General features: G+C 63.3%; 16 protein-coding genes. 15 read left to right on the forward strand and 1 reads right to left on the reverse strand.

The features are described from left to right. Window positions 1–7: 7 nt before the first annotated feature. From GCN78_RS02655 to GCN78_RS02700, 10 genes are all read left to right on the forward strand, one after another. The gene (locus GCN78_RS02655) at window positions 8–940 is read left to right on the forward strand and encodes a MotA/TolQ/ExbB proton channel family protein (protein ID WP_215406609.1); all 933 of its coding nucleotides are present in this window, start codon (window positions 8–10) and stop codon (window positions 938–940) included. 5 nt (window positions 941–945) lie between these two features. Next, window positions 946–1374, forward strand: a complete 429-nt coding sequence (locus GCN78_RS02660) for an ExbD/TolR family protein (protein WP_071075811.1) — start codon at window positions 946–948, stop codon at window positions 1372–1374. 105 nt (window positions 1375–1479) lie between these two features. Continuing rightward, on the forward strand, window positions 1480–1911 hold the full coding sequence (locus tag GCN78_RS02665; RefSeq protein WP_170840419.1) for an ExbD/TolR family protein: 432 nt from the start codon (window positions 1480–1482) through the stop codon (window positions 1909–1911). A 78-nt stretch (window positions 1912–1989) separates the two neighbouring features. Further along, entirely contained in the window at window positions 1990–3201 is a 1212-nt protein-coding gene (locus GCN78_RS02670; protein ID WP_152250313.1) for a tetratricopeptide repeat protein, read from the forward strand. 284 nt (window positions 3202–3485) lie between these two features. Then, window positions 3486–4457, forward strand: coding sequence for a bifunctional riboflavin kinase/FAD synthetase (locus GCN78_RS02675; protein WP_152250314.1), 972 nt, complete (start codon window positions 3486–3488; stop codon window positions 4455–4457). 67 nt (window positions 4458–4524) lie between these two features. Further along, on the forward strand, window positions 4525–7425 hold the full coding sequence (ileS, locus tag GCN78_RS02680; protein WP_152250315.1) for an isoleucine--tRNA ligase: 2901 nt from the start codon (window positions 4525–4527) through the stop codon (window positions 7423–7425). A gap of 183 nt (window positions 7426–7608) precedes the next feature. Further along, window positions 7609–8118: a signal peptidase II gene (gene lspA / locus GCN78_RS02685; protein WP_152250316.1), complete on the forward strand. Its 510-nt coding sequence runs from the start codon at window positions 7609–7611 to the stop codon at window positions 8116–8118. 17 nt (window positions 8119–8135) lie between these two features. Then, a complete protein-coding gene (gene coaBC / locus GCN78_RS02690) occupies window positions 8136–9356 on the forward strand; it encodes a bifunctional phosphopantothenoylcysteine decarboxylase/phosphopantothenate--cysteine ligase CoaBC (RefSeq protein ID WP_152250317.1) in 1221 nt (406 codons plus the stop codon). A 155-nt stretch (window positions 9357–9511) separates the two neighbouring features. Then, window positions 9512–9961, forward strand: coding sequence for a dUTP diphosphatase (gene dut, locus GCN78_RS02695; protein ID WP_152250318.1), 450 nt, complete (start codon window positions 9512–9514; stop codon window positions 9959–9961). Window positions 9962–10098: 137 nt separating this feature from the next. Next, window positions 10099–11202 carry a M48 family metallopeptidase gene (locus GCN78_RS02700; RefSeq protein ID WP_152250319.1) on the forward strand — a complete coding sequence of 368 codons (1104 nt, stop codon included), beginning with the start codon at window positions 10099–10101 and terminating at the stop codon, window positions 11200–11202. A gap of 31 nt (window positions 11203–11233) precedes the next feature. Here the strand turns inward: GCN78_RS02700 and GCN78_RS29220 are convergent, their stop codons facing one another. Then, window positions 11234–11374: a hypothetical protein gene (locus tag GCN78_RS29220; protein WP_162835767.1), complete on the reverse strand. Its 141-nt coding sequence runs from the start codon at window positions 11372–11374 to the stop codon at window positions 11234–11236. A gap of 100 nt (window positions 11375–11474) precedes the next feature. Here GCN78_RS29220 and GCN78_RS02705 point away from each other — a divergent pair, with 100 nt between their 5' ends. The 5 genes from GCN78_RS02705 to GCN78_RS02725 all read left to right on the forward strand — a co-directional run bounded on the left by GCN78_RS02705 (window position 11475) and on the right by GCN78_RS02725 (window position 15222). Further along, window positions 11475–12482 carry an XdhC family protein gene (locus tag GCN78_RS02705; RefSeq protein WP_152250567.1) on the forward strand — a complete coding sequence of 336 codons (1008 nt, stop codon included), beginning with the start codon at window positions 11475–11477 and terminating at the stop codon, window positions 12480–12482. Between the two features lie 67 nt (window positions 12483–12549). After that, window positions 12550–13467 carry a DNA-3-methyladenine glycosylase family protein gene (locus tag GCN78_RS02710; protein ID WP_152250320.1) on the forward strand — a complete coding sequence of 306 codons (918 nt, stop codon included), beginning with the start codon at window positions 12550–12552 and terminating at the stop codon, window positions 13465–13467. Between the two features lie 58 nt (window positions 13468–13525). Continuing rightward, a complete protein-coding gene (locus tag GCN78_RS02715) occupies window positions 13526–13897 on the forward strand; it encodes a COG4315 family predicted lipoprotein (protein WP_152250321.1) in 372 nt (123 codons plus the stop codon). A gap of 21 nt (window positions 13898–13918) precedes the next feature. After that, complete coding sequence (locus tag GCN78_RS02720) at window positions 13919–14440, forward strand: RNA polymerase sigma factor (protein ID WP_152250322.1); 522 nt, start codon at window positions 13919–13921, stop codon at window positions 14438–14440. Then, the gene (locus GCN78_RS02725; protein WP_152250323.1) at window positions 14437–15222 is read left to right on the forward strand and encodes an anti-sigma factor family protein; all 786 of its coding nucleotides are present in this window, start codon (window positions 14437–14439) and stop codon (window positions 15220–15222) included. Before GCN78_RS02720 ends, GCN78_RS02725 begins: the two co-directional genes overlap by 4 nt. The last annotated feature ends 63 nt before the right edge of the window (window positions 15223–15285 follow it).

Below are 15285 nucleotides of genomic sequence, written 5' to 3' on the forward strand. Positions count from 1 at the left end.
AGGAAGCATGTTTAAGAATACCCGTTTGTCCGCATTTTTTGCCGCGGTTCTGTTGTCCGTCACCGCTACTACCGCTCTGGTAGCAGCTCCGGCATTCGCTGACGCGCCAGCATCGGCTGCCGCTTCGGCTCCTGCGGCAGACGCTGCACCAGCACCAGTTGCCGCAGATGCCGCCGCTCCAGCAGCAGACGCAGCAGCAGCTCCAGCCGCTGACGCAGCCGCTCCAGCCAAAACCGAAGAAGTGCACAACCCGTTCGGCCTGTCCGCAGTCTGGGACGGCGGCTTCGTGCCACGCGCTACCCTGATCATCCTGTCCATCATGTCGATCGGCAGCTGGTACATCATCATCACCAAACTGCTGGATCAAATGAAGATCTTCAAGCAAGCTAAGGAAGCCGCTTCCAAATTCTGGAAAGCTCCTTCGATCGCTGCTGGTTCGGCAACCCTGAGCGAAGGCTCGCCATTCCGCTTCATCGCTGAATCGGGCACCAAGGCAACCGCACACCATGACGGCGCCCTGCTGGAACAAATCGATCTGTCGACCTGGGTGACGATGTCGATCCAGCGCGCTTCGGACAAAGTCCAATCGCGTCTGCAAGATGGCCTGTCGTTCCTGGCAACCGTTGGTTCGACCGCACCGTTTATCGGTCTGTTCGGTACCGTTTGGGGTATCTACGGCGCGCTGACCGCTATCGGCATGACCGGTAACGCATCGATCGACAAAGTGGCAGGTCCAGTTGGTGAAGCACTGATCATGACCGCTTTCGGTCTGCTGGTCGCCGTTCCTGCCGTTCTGGGTTACAACTGGCTGGTACGTCGCAACAAATCCGCAATGGAAGACATCCGCTCGTTCAGCGCCGACGTTCACTCGGTCCTGGTTTCCGGCGTAATGTCCACCAGCGAAGCTGGCCGTGCTGCCGGCGCTAAAAAGATCGGATAAGAATCATGTCGATGTCCGTCGGCTCCGACAGCGGAGATGAAGATCAAGTAATGTCAGAAATCAACACGACGCCGCTCGTCGACATCATGTTGGTTTTGCTGATCATTTTCTTGATCACCAGTCCGGTTGTCCTCAAATTGCAGAAAATCGATCTGCCGATTGAGGCCAACCAAGCCCTGCAAACCAAGCCAGAGAACGTCAACATCGTTGTTAACAAGGATGGTGAGATTTACCTGGGCCAGACCAGACTGAAAGACACGAACGAACTGTTCGATTATCTTAAAGTTGAAGCAGTGAAAGTACCGCAGCCGGAAGTACACGTTCGTGGCGACCAAGAAACACGCTACGAATCGATCGGCCGGGTTATTTACACGACCCAACGTGCCGGGATCCAGAAGGTCGGCTTCATCACCGAACCACCTGACAAGGGCTGATAGCGACTGACAGCGGCGCCCCGGCAACATGGGGGCGCCACTGACGGAAGCTTGCCGGGCGGCAGTATCGCCCGGTGCTTCGTTGGACTTCTTAAAGGAAACACTATGAGTATGAATGTCGGTTCGGGAAGCGCAGCAGGCGCGGATCCGGAACCAATGATGGAACTGAACATGACGCCCCTCATCGACGTGATGCTGGTGCTGATTATCATGTTGATCATCACGATTCCTAAGCAAAACCACTCGGTGAACCTGAACATGCCGGTCGGCACCCCGCCGCCACCGACAACCGAACCAGTGGTCGTCACGATCGATGTCGATTTTGATGGCACTATCTTGTGGGACAATCAGGTCGTACCTGATCGTAATACGCTGGAAGCCAAACTGAGCAACGTTGCTGCGCAAGCAGATCAGCCAGAAGTGCATCTGCGTCCTAACAAGCTGGTGGAATACAAGGTCGTCGCCGGTGTGATGGCGTCGGCGCAGCGTCTGGGCGTGACCAAAATCGGTCTGGTCGGCAACGAGCAATTCCAGTAAGCTGTAGCAATCAGGTTATCTTTACATCCGAATAGGCAGGACTTCCTGCCTATTCGCTTTTTACTGAAAGACTTTCTCATGTCCAAGTTTCGTCTCGCTCATCTCGGCCTCGTCATGGCCGCTATCGGTTTTACCGCAGCAACTCCTGTAATCGGCCTGGGCTCGCTGGCATATGCCGCGGACACCGTGCGCGCCGAAGTCGGCAAGCCACTGCAAGAAGCACAAAAACTCGCTAGCAGCGGCAAAAACAAGGAAGCGCTGGCCAAACTGCGTGAAGCAGACAGCGTCGGCGGCAAGACCGCCTTTGAAAGCTACCAGATCGAACGCGTACGCGCTTCGGCCGCCGCCGCCGCTGGCGACAACGGCACCGCCATCAAGGCCTTCGAAGCCGTCATCAATTCCGGCCGCCTGAGCGCCGCCGAAGCGCCGAAATTCACGCAAGCGCTGGCAGGCATGTACTACCGCGCCAAGGATTGGCCGAACACCATTACCTGGATCAAGCGCTCGCTGAAAGACCGCGACGATGCGCAGATGCGCGAACTGCTGATCCAGACCTATTACGTCAGCGGCAACTACGCCGAAGCGGCCAAGGAACTGCAAGCGCGCGGCGGCAACTCGGAAGCAAGCCTGCAAATGCTGGCCAACATCCAGTTGAAACAGAACGACAAGGCCGGCTATGTGGCTACCCTGGAAAAACTGGCTGGCAGCTATCCGAAAACCAGCTACTGGGCCGACCTGCTGAACCGCGTCTCGGGCAAACCTGGCTTCTCGCAACGCCTGGGCCTGGACGTTCAGCGCCTGCGCCTGGCCAACGGCCTGTTCACCAAGCCGTCCGAATACATGGAAATCAGCCAGCTGGCCCTGCAAGCAGGCAATCCCGGCGAAGCGCTGGCCATCATCGAGCAAGGCTACAAAAAAGGCGTACTGGGTACCGGCGCCGATGCCGCCCGTCACCAGCGTCTGAAAGACCTGGCCCTGAAAACCCAGGCCGACCTGAAAGCCAACGCCGCCAAGTCGGAAGCGGAATACGTCAAGAACAAGGACGCCGACAGCTTGAGCAAGCTGGGCTTCGCGCTGGTCTACGATGGCCAGGCCGAGAAGGGCCTGGGCTTGATGAACGACGCCGTGAAAATGGGCACCGCCAAGTATGCGGAAGAAGCCAAGCTGCATCTGGGCATCGCTTACATTCACGCCGGCAAAAAAGCCAATGCCACGACGGCATTCAAAGCCGTCAAGGGCACGGATGGCGCGGCTGACCTGGCCCGTTACTGGACGTTAATGAACAAGTAATTGACATCGAACCCAAGCTACTGCGCGTCGCGCTTTGCAGCCTGTGATGCTCACCGTACTACAGTACGGTTGCGCTTCTCGGCCACAAATCACTGCCGCTCGCTACGCTTGGGTTCGACGTTGAGAGTGCATTGAATCAATACTAAAGCGTTGCCAGCACACTTGCCGGCAACGCTTTTTATCATTTCAGCAGTGAAATTCGCCCTGTGCCCGCCCTGCCGGGTGTGCATCCCTGAAACAGTCCGTATAATCCCCCTTTTGGCACAGTTTTTCATCAGATTCCTATGAAGGTATTCCGCGGACTTCCCAATGCCCAGGCACGAGCGCCTTGCGCTCTGACCATCGGCAATTTTGACGGTGTCCACATCGGCCATCAAGCGTTGCTGGCGCGCGTGCGCGGCGCGGCGACCGAACTCGGCATTGAAGCGGCCGTGATGACGTTCGAACCGCACCCGCGCGAATTCTTCGCCCAGCGCGCGGGCGACCTGTCCAAAGCCCCGCAGCGCATCGCCAACTTGCGCGACAAGCTGCAATCGCTGGACGACGCCGGCATCGACCGGGTCGTCGTCGAGCACTTCAGCGCCCAGTTCGCCGCCTTGACGCCGCAGGAATTCACGGAAAAAGTCCTCGTCGACGGCTTGCACGTGAAATGGCTGATGGTCGGCGACGACTTCTGCTATGGCGCGCGGCGCGCCGGCGACGTGGCCATGCTGCAGGAAGCGGGCCGCCAATACGGTTTCCATGTAGAAACATTACCTACCGTGATGAACGGCAGCACGCGCATCTCCTCATCCGCCGTGCGCCTGGCCCTGGCGGCCGGGGATTTCCCGCTGGCCACGCAGCTGCTGGGCCATCCGTACGCCATTTCCGGCCACGTGATCCACGGCCAGAAGCTGGGCCGCACCCTCGGTTTCCCCACCCTGAACCTGCGCGTGGCGCACCGCCCGGCCCTGTCCGGCATCTTTATCGTGCAGGTACACGGCCTGGCACCCCAGCCGCTGCCCGCCGTGGCCAGCCTCGGCGTGCGCCCCACCGTCGACGACAGCGGCCGCGTCTTGCTGGAAGTGCATCTGTTTGATTTCGCCCAATCCTGCTACGGCAAGCTGGTGCGCGTGGAATTCCTGCACAAGCTGCGCGACGAAGAAAAGTACGACGACTTGCCCACCCTGACGGCCGCCATCGAGCGCGACTCGAATCAGGCGCGCGCCTATTTTGAGCAGCGCAGCGGCGCCATTACCGCCACCGACCGAATTTGACGCCGGCCAACTCCTTCGCCTGGCGGCACTTGCCGCCGCAAACCATTCAATATCATTAAAGAAGATTATGTCCGATCAAAACAAGCCAGCCACGCCCAAGCAGAACAAGAAGCCTGAAAGCAAATACCCGGTCAACATGACGGAAACCCCGTTCCCGATGCGCGGCGACATGGCCAAGCGCGAGCCGCAATGGGTACAGCAATGGCAAGACAAGAAGATTTACGAGCGCGTACGCAAGGCTGCCGCCGGCCGTCCGAAATTCATCCTGCATGACGGCCCGCCGTACGCGAATGGCGACATCCACCTGGGCCACGCCGTCAACAAGATCCTGAAGGACATGGTCGTCAAGTCGCGCTCGCTGTCCGGCTTCGACGCGCCGTATGTACCGGGCTGGGACTGCCACGGCATGCCGATCGAGATCCAGATCGAAAAACTGCACGGCAAGAACCTGCCGACGGCCGACGTGCTGGAAAAGGCCCGCGCCTACGCGACCGTGCAGGTCGAGCGCCAGAAGAAGGATTTCATTCGCCTGGGCGTGCTGGGCGAGTGGGACAACCCGTATCTGACCATGGCGCACGGCAATGAAGCCGACGAATTGCGCGCGCTGGGCAAGCTGCTGGAAAAAGGCTATGTGTACCGCGGCCTGAAACCCGTCAACTGGTGCTTCGACTGCCAGTCGGCGCTGGCCGAGGCGGAAGTGGAATACGCGGAAAAACGCGATCCCGCCATCGACGTCGGCTTCAAGTTCGCCGAGCCGGAAAAACTGGCGGCCGCCTTCGGCCTGCCTTCCCTGCCGACCGATAACGGTTTCATCGTCATCTGGACCACCACGCCGTGGACCATCCCGTCGAACCAGGCGCTGAACGTGCACCCGGAAGTCAAATACGCGCTGGTGAAGGCCGAGCGCGATGGCCAGCCGCTGCTGCTGATCCTGGCGCAAGACCTGGTCGTGGCCAGCCTGGCGCGCTTCAAGCTCGAAGGCACGACCATCGCCACCTGCGACGGCGCGGCCCTGGCCGGCATCAGCTTCCGCCACCCGCTGCATGCGGCCGACGCCTTCTATGACCGTTTGTCGCCGCTGTACCTGGCCGAATACGTGACCACGGAAAGCGGCACGGGCGTGGTGCACTCGGCGCCTGCCTACGGCCTGGACGACTTCATCTCGTGCAAGGCGCACGGCATGAAGGACGACGACATCATCAAGCCCGTCATGGGCGACGGCAAGTTCGCCTCGACCCTGCCGCTGTTCGGCGGCATGACCATCTGGGAAGCGTCCAAGCCGATCTGCAACGCCTTGCGCGAAGCGGGCGCGCTGTTTGAAGTCAAGATGTTCGACCACAGCTACATGCATTGCTGGCGCCACAAGACGCCGATCATCTACCGCGCCACCTCGCAGTGGTTCGCCGGCATGGACGTGACGCCGAAGGATGGCGGCGCGACCCTGCGCGAGACGGCCTTGCAAGGCATCGCCGACACCGAATTCTTCCCGGACTGGGGCCAGGCACGCCTGCACGGCATGATCGCCAACCGTCCCGACTGGACCCTGTCGCGCCAGCGCCAGTGGGGCGTGCCGATGGCCTTCATCGTGCACAAGGAAACGGGCGACCTGCATCCGCGCACACCGGAACTGCTGGAGCAGGTGGCCAAGCTGATCGAAAAGGGCGGCATCGAGGCATGGCAGGCGCTGGACCTGGCTGACCTGATCGGCGACGAAGCGGCCATCTACGCCAAGAACAAGGACACGCTGGACGTGTGGTTCGATTCCGGCGCCACGCACCAGACGGTACTGGGCGGCCCGCAAGCGCACGGTTCGCACTCGACGCAGCTGCAATTCCCGGCCGACCTGTACCTGGAAGGCTCGGACCAGCATCGTGGCTGGTTCCACTCGTCGCTGCTGGTGTCGTCGATGCTCAATGGCCGTCCGCCATATAAAGCCCTGCTGACGCACGGCTTCACGGTCGATGGCGAAGGCAAGAAGATGTCGAAGTCGCTGGGGAACACCCTGGCGCCGCAGAAAATCTCGGACACCCTGGGCGCCGACATCCTGCGCCTGTGGATCGCCTCGACCGACTACACGGGCGAGCTGTCGATCTCCGACGAAATCCTGAAACGCGTGACGGAATCGTATCGCCGCATCCGCAACACCCTGCGCTTCCTGCTGGCGAACACCTCGGACTTCAATCCGGCCACGGACGCCGTGCCGGTCGCCGAAATGTTTGAAATCGACCGCTATGCGCTGGCCAACATGGCCTCGCTGCAGCAGCAGATCGAGAACAACTATGCGCGCTACGAATTCCACCCGGTGGTGTCGAAGCTGCAGACGTACTGCTCGGAAGACCTGGGCGGCTTCTACCTGGACATCCTGAAGGACCGCCTGTACACCTCCGGCCTGACGTCGCACGCACGCCGCTCGGCGCAGACGGCCCTGTGGCACATCACGCAAAGCCTGCTGCGCCTGATGGCACCGGCCCTGTCGTTCACGGCCGAGGAAGCGTGGGCCGTCTTCGCAGGCAGCGAAGCCTATGCCGCCAGCGATGAAACCATCTTCACGCAAACCTGGTGGCAGCTGCCGCAAGTATCGGACGCCGCCGAGCTGCTGGAGAAGTACACGGCCCTGCGCGCCGTGCGCACGGACGTGACGAAACAGCTGGAAGACTTGCGCACCTCGGGCGCCATCGGCTCCTCGCTGCAGGCGGAACTGACGATCAAGGCCGCACCGATGAAGTACAAGCTGTTGACCACCCTGGGCGAGGACTTGAAATTCGTCTTCATCACCTCGCAGGCCAGCGTTGTCGAAGTGCCTGAGGAAGCGGCAGAGGAAGTGCTCGTGGCCGCGTCGACGGCGCCGAAGTGCGAGCGCTGCTGGCACTACCGTGCGGACGTGGGCACGGACGCCGCGCATGCTACCCTGTGCGGCCGCTGCGTCAGCAACCTGTTTGGAAAAGGCGAAGCGCGCCGTTTCGCCTAAACAACGTCGTCAAAATCTACTGCGCGTCGCGATTTGCGGCCTGCGATGCTCGCTGTACTAAAGTACAGCTGCGCGTCTCGGCCACAACTCGCTGCCGCTCGCTACGATTTTGCCCGCCGTTGTATGCTATGAGTCCAACCGCCGCCTGCCACCTGGCGGCGGCTTTATCTTCCCTGGAAAAATATGGCCACTAAAAACCGTTTTTCATCGAAATCGTCATCCTCGGCGTCGCTCGTGCCCTGGCTGGGCATCGCCGCCATCGTCATCCTGTTCGACCAGATCACCAAGATCACGATCCTGAAGACCTTCCGCTATGCGCAGGAAATGGTCATCACCTCGTATTTCAACCTGGTGCTCGCGTATAACAAGGGCGCCGCGTTCAGCTTCCTGTCCGACCAGGGCGGCTGGCAGCGCTATTTCTTCACCGGCATCGCCCTGGCGGCCGCCATCTACATCATCTATCTGCTGAAAAAGCACGCCGGCCAGCGCATGTTCTGCTGGGCCCTGGCGCTGATCCTCGGCGGCGCGCTGGGCAACGCCATCGACCGCCTGATCTACGGCCACGTGGTCGACTTCCTCGACTTCCACTGGAAAAGCTGGGGCCATTTCCCCGCTTTCAACATCGCCGACAGCGCCATCTGCATCGGCGCGGCCCTGTTCATCATCGATGAACTGCGCCGGGTAAACAAATAAACACGCAGGAGAACGGCATGGAATTGTCCGGCAAAAAAATCGTCCTGGGACTCTCGGGCGGCGTCGCCTGCTACAAGGCGGCGGAACTGTGCCGCGCGCTGACAAAGGCCGGCGCCTCGGTGCAGGTGGTGATGACGGAGGCGGCCAGCCACTTCATCACGGCCGTCACGATGCAGGCCCTGTCCGGCCACCCCGTGCATACGAGCCAGTGGGATGCGCGCATCGCCAACAACATGGCGCATATCGATTTGACGCGCGACGCGGATGCGATTCTGATCGCGCCGTGTTCCGCAGACTTCCTGCGCAAGCTGGCGCACGGCGTGTGCGACGACCTGCTGTCGACCCTGTGCCTGGCCCGCCCTTCCCACCTGCCCCTGCTGGTGGCGCCGGCCATGAACGTGGAGATGTGGCAGAACCCCGCCACGCAGCGCAATGTGCAGCAGCTGCGCGACGACGGCGTCAAGCTGTTTGGCCCTGCCGCCGGCGAACAGGCGTGCGGCGAAGTTGGCCTGGGCCGCATGCTGGAACCGGAGCAATTGCTGACGGAGCTGATCGCCGCCTTCCAGCCGAAAGTCCTGGCGGGCAAGCGCGTGCTGGTCACGGCCGGCCCCACCTTCGAGGCGATCGACCCCGTGCGCGGCATCACCAATCTGTCCTCGGGCAAGATGGGCTATGCGGTGGCGCGCGCGGCGCGCGAAGCGGGCGCCGAAGTGCTGCTCATTTCCGGCCCCACGGCCCTGGACGCCCCATTCGGCGTGCGCCGCATCGACGTGCAAAGCGCGCAGCAGATGCATGACGCGGTACTGGCCCACGTCGACGGCCAGCATGTCTTCGTCGCCGTGGCCGCCGTGGCCGACTGGCGCGTGGCCAACGCCAGCGAACAGAAGATGAAAAAGCAGGCCGACGGCTCCGTGCCCGAGCTGAAGTTCGCGCAAAATCCCGACATCCTGGCCACCGTGGCGGCGCGCACCAACCTGGCCGGCTATCCGTACTGCGTCGGCTTTGCCGCCGAATCGGAAAACCTCGTGGAATTCGGCTCGACCAAGCGCGAGAAAAAAGGCATTCCATTGCTGGTCGGCAATATCGGCCAGAACACGTTTGGCCAGGACGACAACACCATCATCCTGTTCGACGAGGAAGGCCACACCGTGCTGCCGCGCGCCTCGAAACTGAACCTGGCGCGCCAGCTGATTTCGGAAATCTCGAAACGCCTGGCCAAAAATTCGCTGCTCAAATAAGAATGCCTAAAAACCTACTGCGCGTCGTGATTTGCGGCCTGTGATGCTCACTGTACCTTCGTACAGTTGCGCTTCTCGGCCACAACTCACTGCCGCTCGCTACGGTTTATTAGGCATTCCAGAAACCTTTTTATCAGTCTTAATGTAAAGCTTTAATGAAAAATATCGACATCAAGATCCTCGACGCCCGCATGCAAGACCTGCTGCCCGCCTACGCCACACCCGGCAGCGCCGGCCTGGACCTGCGCGCCTGCATCGACGAGGCCATCACCATCGAAGCCGGCCAGACCGTGCTCATTCCCACCGGCCTGGCCATCCACATCGGCGACCCGTCGTATGCGGCCATGATCCTGCCACGCAGCGGCATGGGCCATAAAAACGGCATCGTCCTGGGGAATCTGGTAGGCTTGATCGACTCCGATTATCAGGGCCAGCTGATGGTATCGACCTGGAACCGGGGCCAGAGTGCTTTCACGCTCAATCCCATGGAACGCCTGGCGCAACTGATTATCGTGCCGGTGCTGCAAGTGGGCTTTAACGTCGTCGAGGAATTCGACGACAGCGAACGCGGTGTTGGCGGTTTCGGCAGCACCGGCAAACATTAACAGCGACTGACAAACCGTAGCGAGCGGATGTGAGTTGTGGCTGAGAAGCGGAGCTGTGCGAATGCACAGTGAGCATCGGAGGCCGCGACCCGCGCCGCGCAGCAGGTTTTGTCAGGAGTTACAAGAAGGATTTTCTCATGCCAGGTTTCCGCCATCTGATCCCAGCCCCGACTTCGCTGCGCCATCTGGCCTCGCCACTGCTGGTGGCTTGCGTTGCCCTTCTCTCTGCCTGCACCACGCCAACGACGCAGGTCAGCGGCCCGTTCAACGTCGTGCCGGCGCCCGATGCACGCGCGCCGACGGCGCAGCAAAAGGCGGCGCAGGAAGAACTGGTGAAGATGGTGGCGCTGCAGGACCGCCTGTCGAAAGTCTCGGCGCCCCTGCTGATCAACAATGCGGACCTGTGCAAGACGTATGCGCGCAACCTGCTGGGCTTTACGGCGCAGAACAAGTATTCCTACCCCGGCATCTATGCCGATGCGGCCCAGGCGGCGCTCGGCTACGGCGAGCAGATGCAGGTCTCGGGCGTCTTGCCGGGCAGCGGCGCCGCGCGCGCCGGCCTGCGCAAGGGCGACGGCTTGCTGGCCGCCGAAGGCAAGCCGCTGCCGGCCGGCCCGAAAGCGGAAGGCCCGTTCGGCGCCATCGTCGGCCCGCTGGCCTCGAAAAGCGCAAGCCTGAACATGACGATCGCCCGCGATGGCCAGCAGCAGGACCTCAAAATTCCCGTCACGCGGGCCTGCGCCTTCCGCGTCGCCCTGGGCAATGCGGACAACATCAACGCCTACTCGGACGGCGCACGCATCATGCTCACGCGCGGCATGGTCAACGCGGCGCAAAACGACGAAGGTATCGCCTTCGTGATCGCCCGCGAAATGGCGCACAATATCCTCGACCACGCGCGCAGCCAGCGCACGGCGGGGACGGCCGGCAGCATCATCGACAGCCTGGGCGCCGTGCAGCCCGACGTGTCGATGCTGACGGGCGCCGCCGGCATCAAGGCCATGCCGCAGGAACTCGACGTGCAAGCCGACACCCTGGCCATCTACCTGCTGGCGCGTGCCGGCTACAACGTCGACAACGCCGCCCGCTTCTGGCAGCGCATGGCCACGCAAGTGCCGGCCACGGTCGCCAACGGCTACACGGCCCTGCACCCTGGCACCAACTCGCGCATGGCGGCCATCAACCGCGCCGTCACCGACGTGCGCGCCAAGCAGGCGGCGAAGAAGCCGCTCAAGCCTTAAGCACCAGAGGCGCCTGATGCCGCAGGTTGGCTCAGGCGCCCGGGAAGTTGGGGAAGTAAGTGCCCATGATCCAGGTCAGGGCGCCGCAGAACACCACGGCTAAAAACAGAACAATGAGCAGCTTGCCGAACTTGGGAATACCCTCTTCTTGCGTCTTGACTTCATTTGACATGAAAATTCTCCGCAGGGTGGTGGAACAGGTAGTATATCCACAATCTTGAATACTTTTCCATACTTTGCCGCAAACATGCGGCATGTCACTCGCGCGCGCCATGGACAGCATCGACCTTGAAGTTCTGAAAACCAGCGCCGCCTGGCTCGCCGCCGGCCACCGCTGCGAACTCGTCACCGTCATCAAGACCTGGGGTTCCAGTCCCCGCCCTGTGGGCGCCACCCTGGCCATCTGCGACGATGGCACGGTGGTCGGTTCCGTCTCCGGCGGCTGCATCGAAGATGATTTGATCGACACCGTGCGCGTGCACGGCATCGTGCGCACCTTGCCGGAAATCGTCAGCTACGGCATCAGCGCCGACGAGGCGCACCGCTTCGGCCTGCCCTGCGGCGGCACCATCGAACTGGCCATCGAACCGCTGCATGCGGGCAGCCGCGTGGACGAACTGCTGGCGCGCCTGGAAGCCCATGAACTGGTCGAGCGCCGGCTGGACCTGCGCAGCGGCGCCGTCACCCTGCAGCGCGCCGCGCCGGGCGCCGTGCTGGCCCTGGAAGACGGGGCGCTCACCACGCAGCACGGTCCGCGCTGGCGATTGCTGATCATCGGCGCCAGCCAGCTGTCGCGCTTCGTGGCGCAAATCGCCACGGCCATGGATTACCACGTCATCGTCTGCGACCCGCGCGAGGAGTACCGGGGCGGCTGGAACGTGCCGGGCGTGCCCCTGCTGCACGCCATGCCCGACGACCTGGTGCTGGAATTAAAGCTCGACAGCCGCAGCGCCGTCGTCGCCCTCACGCACGATCCCAAGCTCGACGACCTGGCCCTGATGGAAGCGTTGAAGTCCCCCGCGTTCTATGTGGGCGCCATCGGCTCGCGCGTCAACAATGCCAAGCGGCGCGAGCGGCTGCTGCAGTTCGACGTGAGCGCAGAACAGCTGGCGCGCCTGCACGGCCCCATCGGCCTGTACATCGGCAGCAAGACGCCGGCCGAAATCGCCATTTCCATCCTGGCCGAGCTGACGGCCGTGAAAAACGGCGTGCCCGACGCGCTGCAGATCCAGCACGCGGCGGCCCTGAGCCCACCCGGCACCGACCTCTGCGCCCGTTGAAGACAACAGCAAGAAACGCGGTGCGCCCGCATCGCCTCCCTGATACCGTCCCTGATTTTGGCCCACCATGACCCTGCTGCACTGGACCCTCCCCCTGCCCGCCGGCTACCGCCGCGACGACGTCATCGCCTTCCACAGCCGCGATACAGAGGCCGTGGCGGAACAGCTCACGCCGGCGGGCCTGCGCAAGGGCATCCTGCTTGCCGGCGTGCCCGTCGTACTGGACGTCGCCTTCACGCCGGATGCCGCCATCTGCCAGGCAGACATCGATGGCGATGGCGATGCCGACCTTGAAACGCCCCTGCACGGCGCCCTCCTGAACATCCTCGGCCTGCGCATCGACCCGCAGCCATTCGCGCTACTGGCCGCCGCCGACCCGCTGCTGGCGCCCTTGGTGCGCGTCAACCCGGGCCTGCGCATCGTGCAGTCGGCCAGCCCGTTCGAGGCGCTGACCTGGGCCATCATCGGCCAGCAGATCAACCTGCCGTTCGCCATTGCCCTGCGCCGCACGTTTATTTTGCAGGCGGGACGCCGGCACGGCAGCGGCTTGTGGTGCTACCCGGAGGCGCGCGACGTGGCGCGCCTGTCCATCGAGGATCTGACCAGCCGCAAATTCTCGCGCGCCAAGGCGGAAACCGTGCTGCGCCTGGCGCGCCTCGTCGACGACGGCGAGTTGTCGCTGGACCTGCCGCCCTCCGGCGACGTGGCGGCCATGTCGCAGGCGCTGCTGGCCGTGAAAGGCATCGGCCCCTGGACCGTCAACTACGCGCTGCTGCGCGGCTACGGCTATGCCGACTGCTCGCTGCACGGCGACGTGGCCATCCGCGCCGCCCTGCAAAAACTGCTCGGCGAAGACGTCAAACCGGACATGGCGCGCACGGAGCAGTGGCTGCGCCAGTATGCGCCGCACCGCACCATGGCGGCCGCCCACCTGTGGGCCAGCCTGCATGCGCCGGCAAAAAATAATCCGCCAGCGGTGGAATAAACAGGGAGCGCCGTGCGTCTATCCCTTGCAAGCCCACCAAAACCTCAAGGAGACCATCATGCGCTTCACCACTTTTGCCGCCACCGCCCTCGCCACCCTGCTGTCCGCCCCACTCGCCTTCGCCGCCGACGTCATGCCCGCCAACGGCATGCTGGTCAACGCCAGCGGCATGACCGTGTATGTGTTCGACAAGGATGTCGCCGACAGCGGCAAGAGCGCCTGCAGCGGCGGCTGCCTGGTGGCCTGGCCCGCCGTCATCGCCACCGAAGCGGCGCCCGCCGCCCCGTATGGCAGCATCAAGCGCGAGGACAACGGCGCCATGCAGCTGACCTACAAGGGCAAGCCCCTGTACCTGTACAAGGAAGACAAGAAGCCGGGCGACGTGGCCGGCGACAATTTCAAGAACGTGTGGCACGTCGTCAAGCCCTAAGCCCACTATCCCGCCACCACGATGACCACGCAAGAGGACAGCCGCCAGCTGCAAGCCTGCCTGCCCGGCCTGCGCCGCTATGCGCGCGCGCTGGTCGGCACCGTGCACGCGGACGACCTGGTGCAGGACACCGTGGAGCGGGCCTGGCGCAAGGTCGACCAGTGGCAACGGAGCGGCGAAATGCGACCCTGGCTGTTTTCCATCATGCACAACCTGCACGTGGATCAATTGCGCCGTCCCGGCCTGGCGCTGCAGGAACTCGACGACGACGCCCTGCTGCCCGCGCCCGAGCATGCGCCGGGACAGGCCATCGCCATCGGCGAGATGGATGCAGCGCTGGCCCGTTTGCCGTTGGGGCAGCGCGAAGTCATCCTGCTCGTCGCGCTCGAACAGATGCCGTATGAGCAGGTGGCGGCCACTCTGGGCATCCCCGTCGGCACCGTCATGTCGCGGCTGTCGCGCGGGCGCGAACGGCTGCGTGAACTGCTCGACGGCCGCCCCTCAGGTAGCCATGGCGCCCCCACCCTGAAAGTCGTGAAATGACAACGCAAGCCATCAGCGAAGCGCAATTGCACGCCCTGGCCGACGGCGTCCTGCCCGAGGCGCAGCGTGCGGCCATCGACGCCCACCTGCGCGCGCATCCGCAAGACGCCGCCAGGGTGGACGCGTGGCGCGAGCAGAACCGCCAACTGCGCGCCCTGTTCGATCCCGTGCTGGACGAAGCCGTGCCGCCGGCGCTGCGGCAGGCGGCATCGCCGCCGGCGGCGAACGGCGCCTGGCAGCGCCACGCCATGCAGGCCGCAGCGGCCGTCGTGCTGGTGATTGCCGGCGGCGCGGGCGGCTGGCTGCTGCGTGGCGGCGACAGCGTGAGCGCCAGCGCCAGCGCCGTTTCCCTGGCGCGCAGCGCCGCCATCGCGCATGCCGTCTATACGCCCGAAGTGCGCCACCCCGTGGAAGTGGGCGCGGCGCAGGAAGCCCATCTGGTGCAATGGCTGTCGAAACGCCTGGGCACGAAACTTCAGCCGCCCGCGCTGTCGCCGCTCGGCTACCAGCTGATCGGCGGGCGCCTGCTGCCCGGCGATGGCGACGGCCCCGTGGCGCAATTCATGTATGAAGATGGCAAAGGCCAGCGCCTGACCCTGTACGTGGCCAGGGAGCGGGCCGGCAGGCAGGAAACGGCTTTCCGCTACACGCAGGAAAAGGACTTGAGCGTGTTTTACTGGATCGACGGCCAGCTCGGTTATGCCCTCTCGGCGAGCCTGCCCAAACAGGCGCTGGGCAAGATCGCCGACGCCGTGTACGCTCAGCTGGAGCAGGCGCGCTGAAGCAGGTCGACGTGAGGGTACCCGACCGCCGCCGGCCCCACGCCCTGCAGCGCAGGGCGGCTG

Origin of the sequence: Janthinobacterium rivuli (genome assembly GCF_009208735.1) — a bacterium.
Classification (GTDB): Bacteria; Pseudomonadota; Gammaproteobacteria; order Burkholderiales; family Burkholderiaceae_D; genus Janthinobacterium.

Excerpts from the sequence above, each read along its gene's own strand:
- coaBC (WP_152250317.1), top strand. The coding sequence starts at position 8,136 with ATGGAATTGTCCGGCAAAAAAATCGTCCTGGGACTCTCGGGCGGCGTC.
- ileS (WP_152250315.1), top strand. The coding sequence starts at position 4,525 with ATGTCCGATCAAAACAAGCCAGCCACGCCCAAGCAGAACAAGAAGCCT.
- GCN78_RS02705 (WP_152250567.1), top strand. The coding sequence starts at position 11,475 with ATGGACAGCATCGACCTTGAAGTTCTGAAAACCAGCGCCGCCTGGCTC.
- GCN78_RS02700 (WP_152250319.1), top strand. The coding sequence starts at position 10,099 with ATGCCAGGTTTCCGCCATCTGATCCCAGCCCCGACTTCGCTGCGCCAT.
- GCN78_RS02675 (WP_152250314.1), top strand. The coding sequence starts at position 3,486 with ATGAAGGTATTCCGCGGACTTCCCAATGCCCAGGCACGAGCGCCTTGC.
- GCN78_RS29220 (WP_162835767.1), bottom strand. The coding sequence starts at position 11,374 with ATGTCAAATGAAGTCAAGACGCAAGAAGAGGGTATTCCCAAGTTCGGC.
- GCN78_RS02670 (WP_152250313.1), top strand. The coding sequence starts at position 1,990 with ATGTCCAAGTTTCGTCTCGCTCATCTCGGCCTCGTCATGGCCGCTATC.
- dut (WP_152250318.1), top strand. The coding sequence starts at position 9,512 with ATGAAAAATATCGACATCAAGATCCTCGACGCCCGCATGCAAGACCTG.
- GCN78_RS02715 (WP_152250321.1), top strand. The coding sequence starts at position 13,526 with ATGCGCTTCACCACTTTTGCCGCCACCGCCCTCGCCACCCTGCTGTCC.
- GCN78_RS02720 (WP_152250322.1), top strand. The coding sequence starts at position 13,919 with ATGACCACGCAAGAGGACAGCCGCCAGCTGCAAGCCTGCCTGCCCGGC.
- GCN78_RS02660 (WP_071075811.1), top strand. The coding sequence starts at position 946 with ATGTCGATGTCCGTCGGCTCCGACAGCGGAGATGAAGATCAAGTAATG.
- GCN78_RS02710 (WP_152250320.1), top strand. The coding sequence starts at position 12,550 with ATGACCCTGCTGCACTGGACCCTCCCCCTGCCCGCCGGCTACCGCCGC.
- GCN78_RS02725 (WP_152250323.1), top strand. The coding sequence starts at position 14,437 with ATGACAACGCAAGCCATCAGCGAAGCGCAATTGCACGCCCTGGCCGAC.
- GCN78_RS02665 (WP_170840419.1), top strand. The coding sequence starts at position 1,480 with ATGAGTATGAATGTCGGTTCGGGAAGCGCAGCAGGCGCGGATCCGGAA.
- GCN78_RS02655 (WP_215406609.1), top strand. The coding sequence starts at position 8 with ATGTTTAAGAATACCCGTTTGTCCGCATTTTTTGCCGCGGTTCTGTTG.
- lspA (WP_152250316.1), top strand. The coding sequence starts at position 7,609 with ATGGCCACTAAAAACCGTTTTTCATCGAAATCGTCATCCTCGGCGTCG.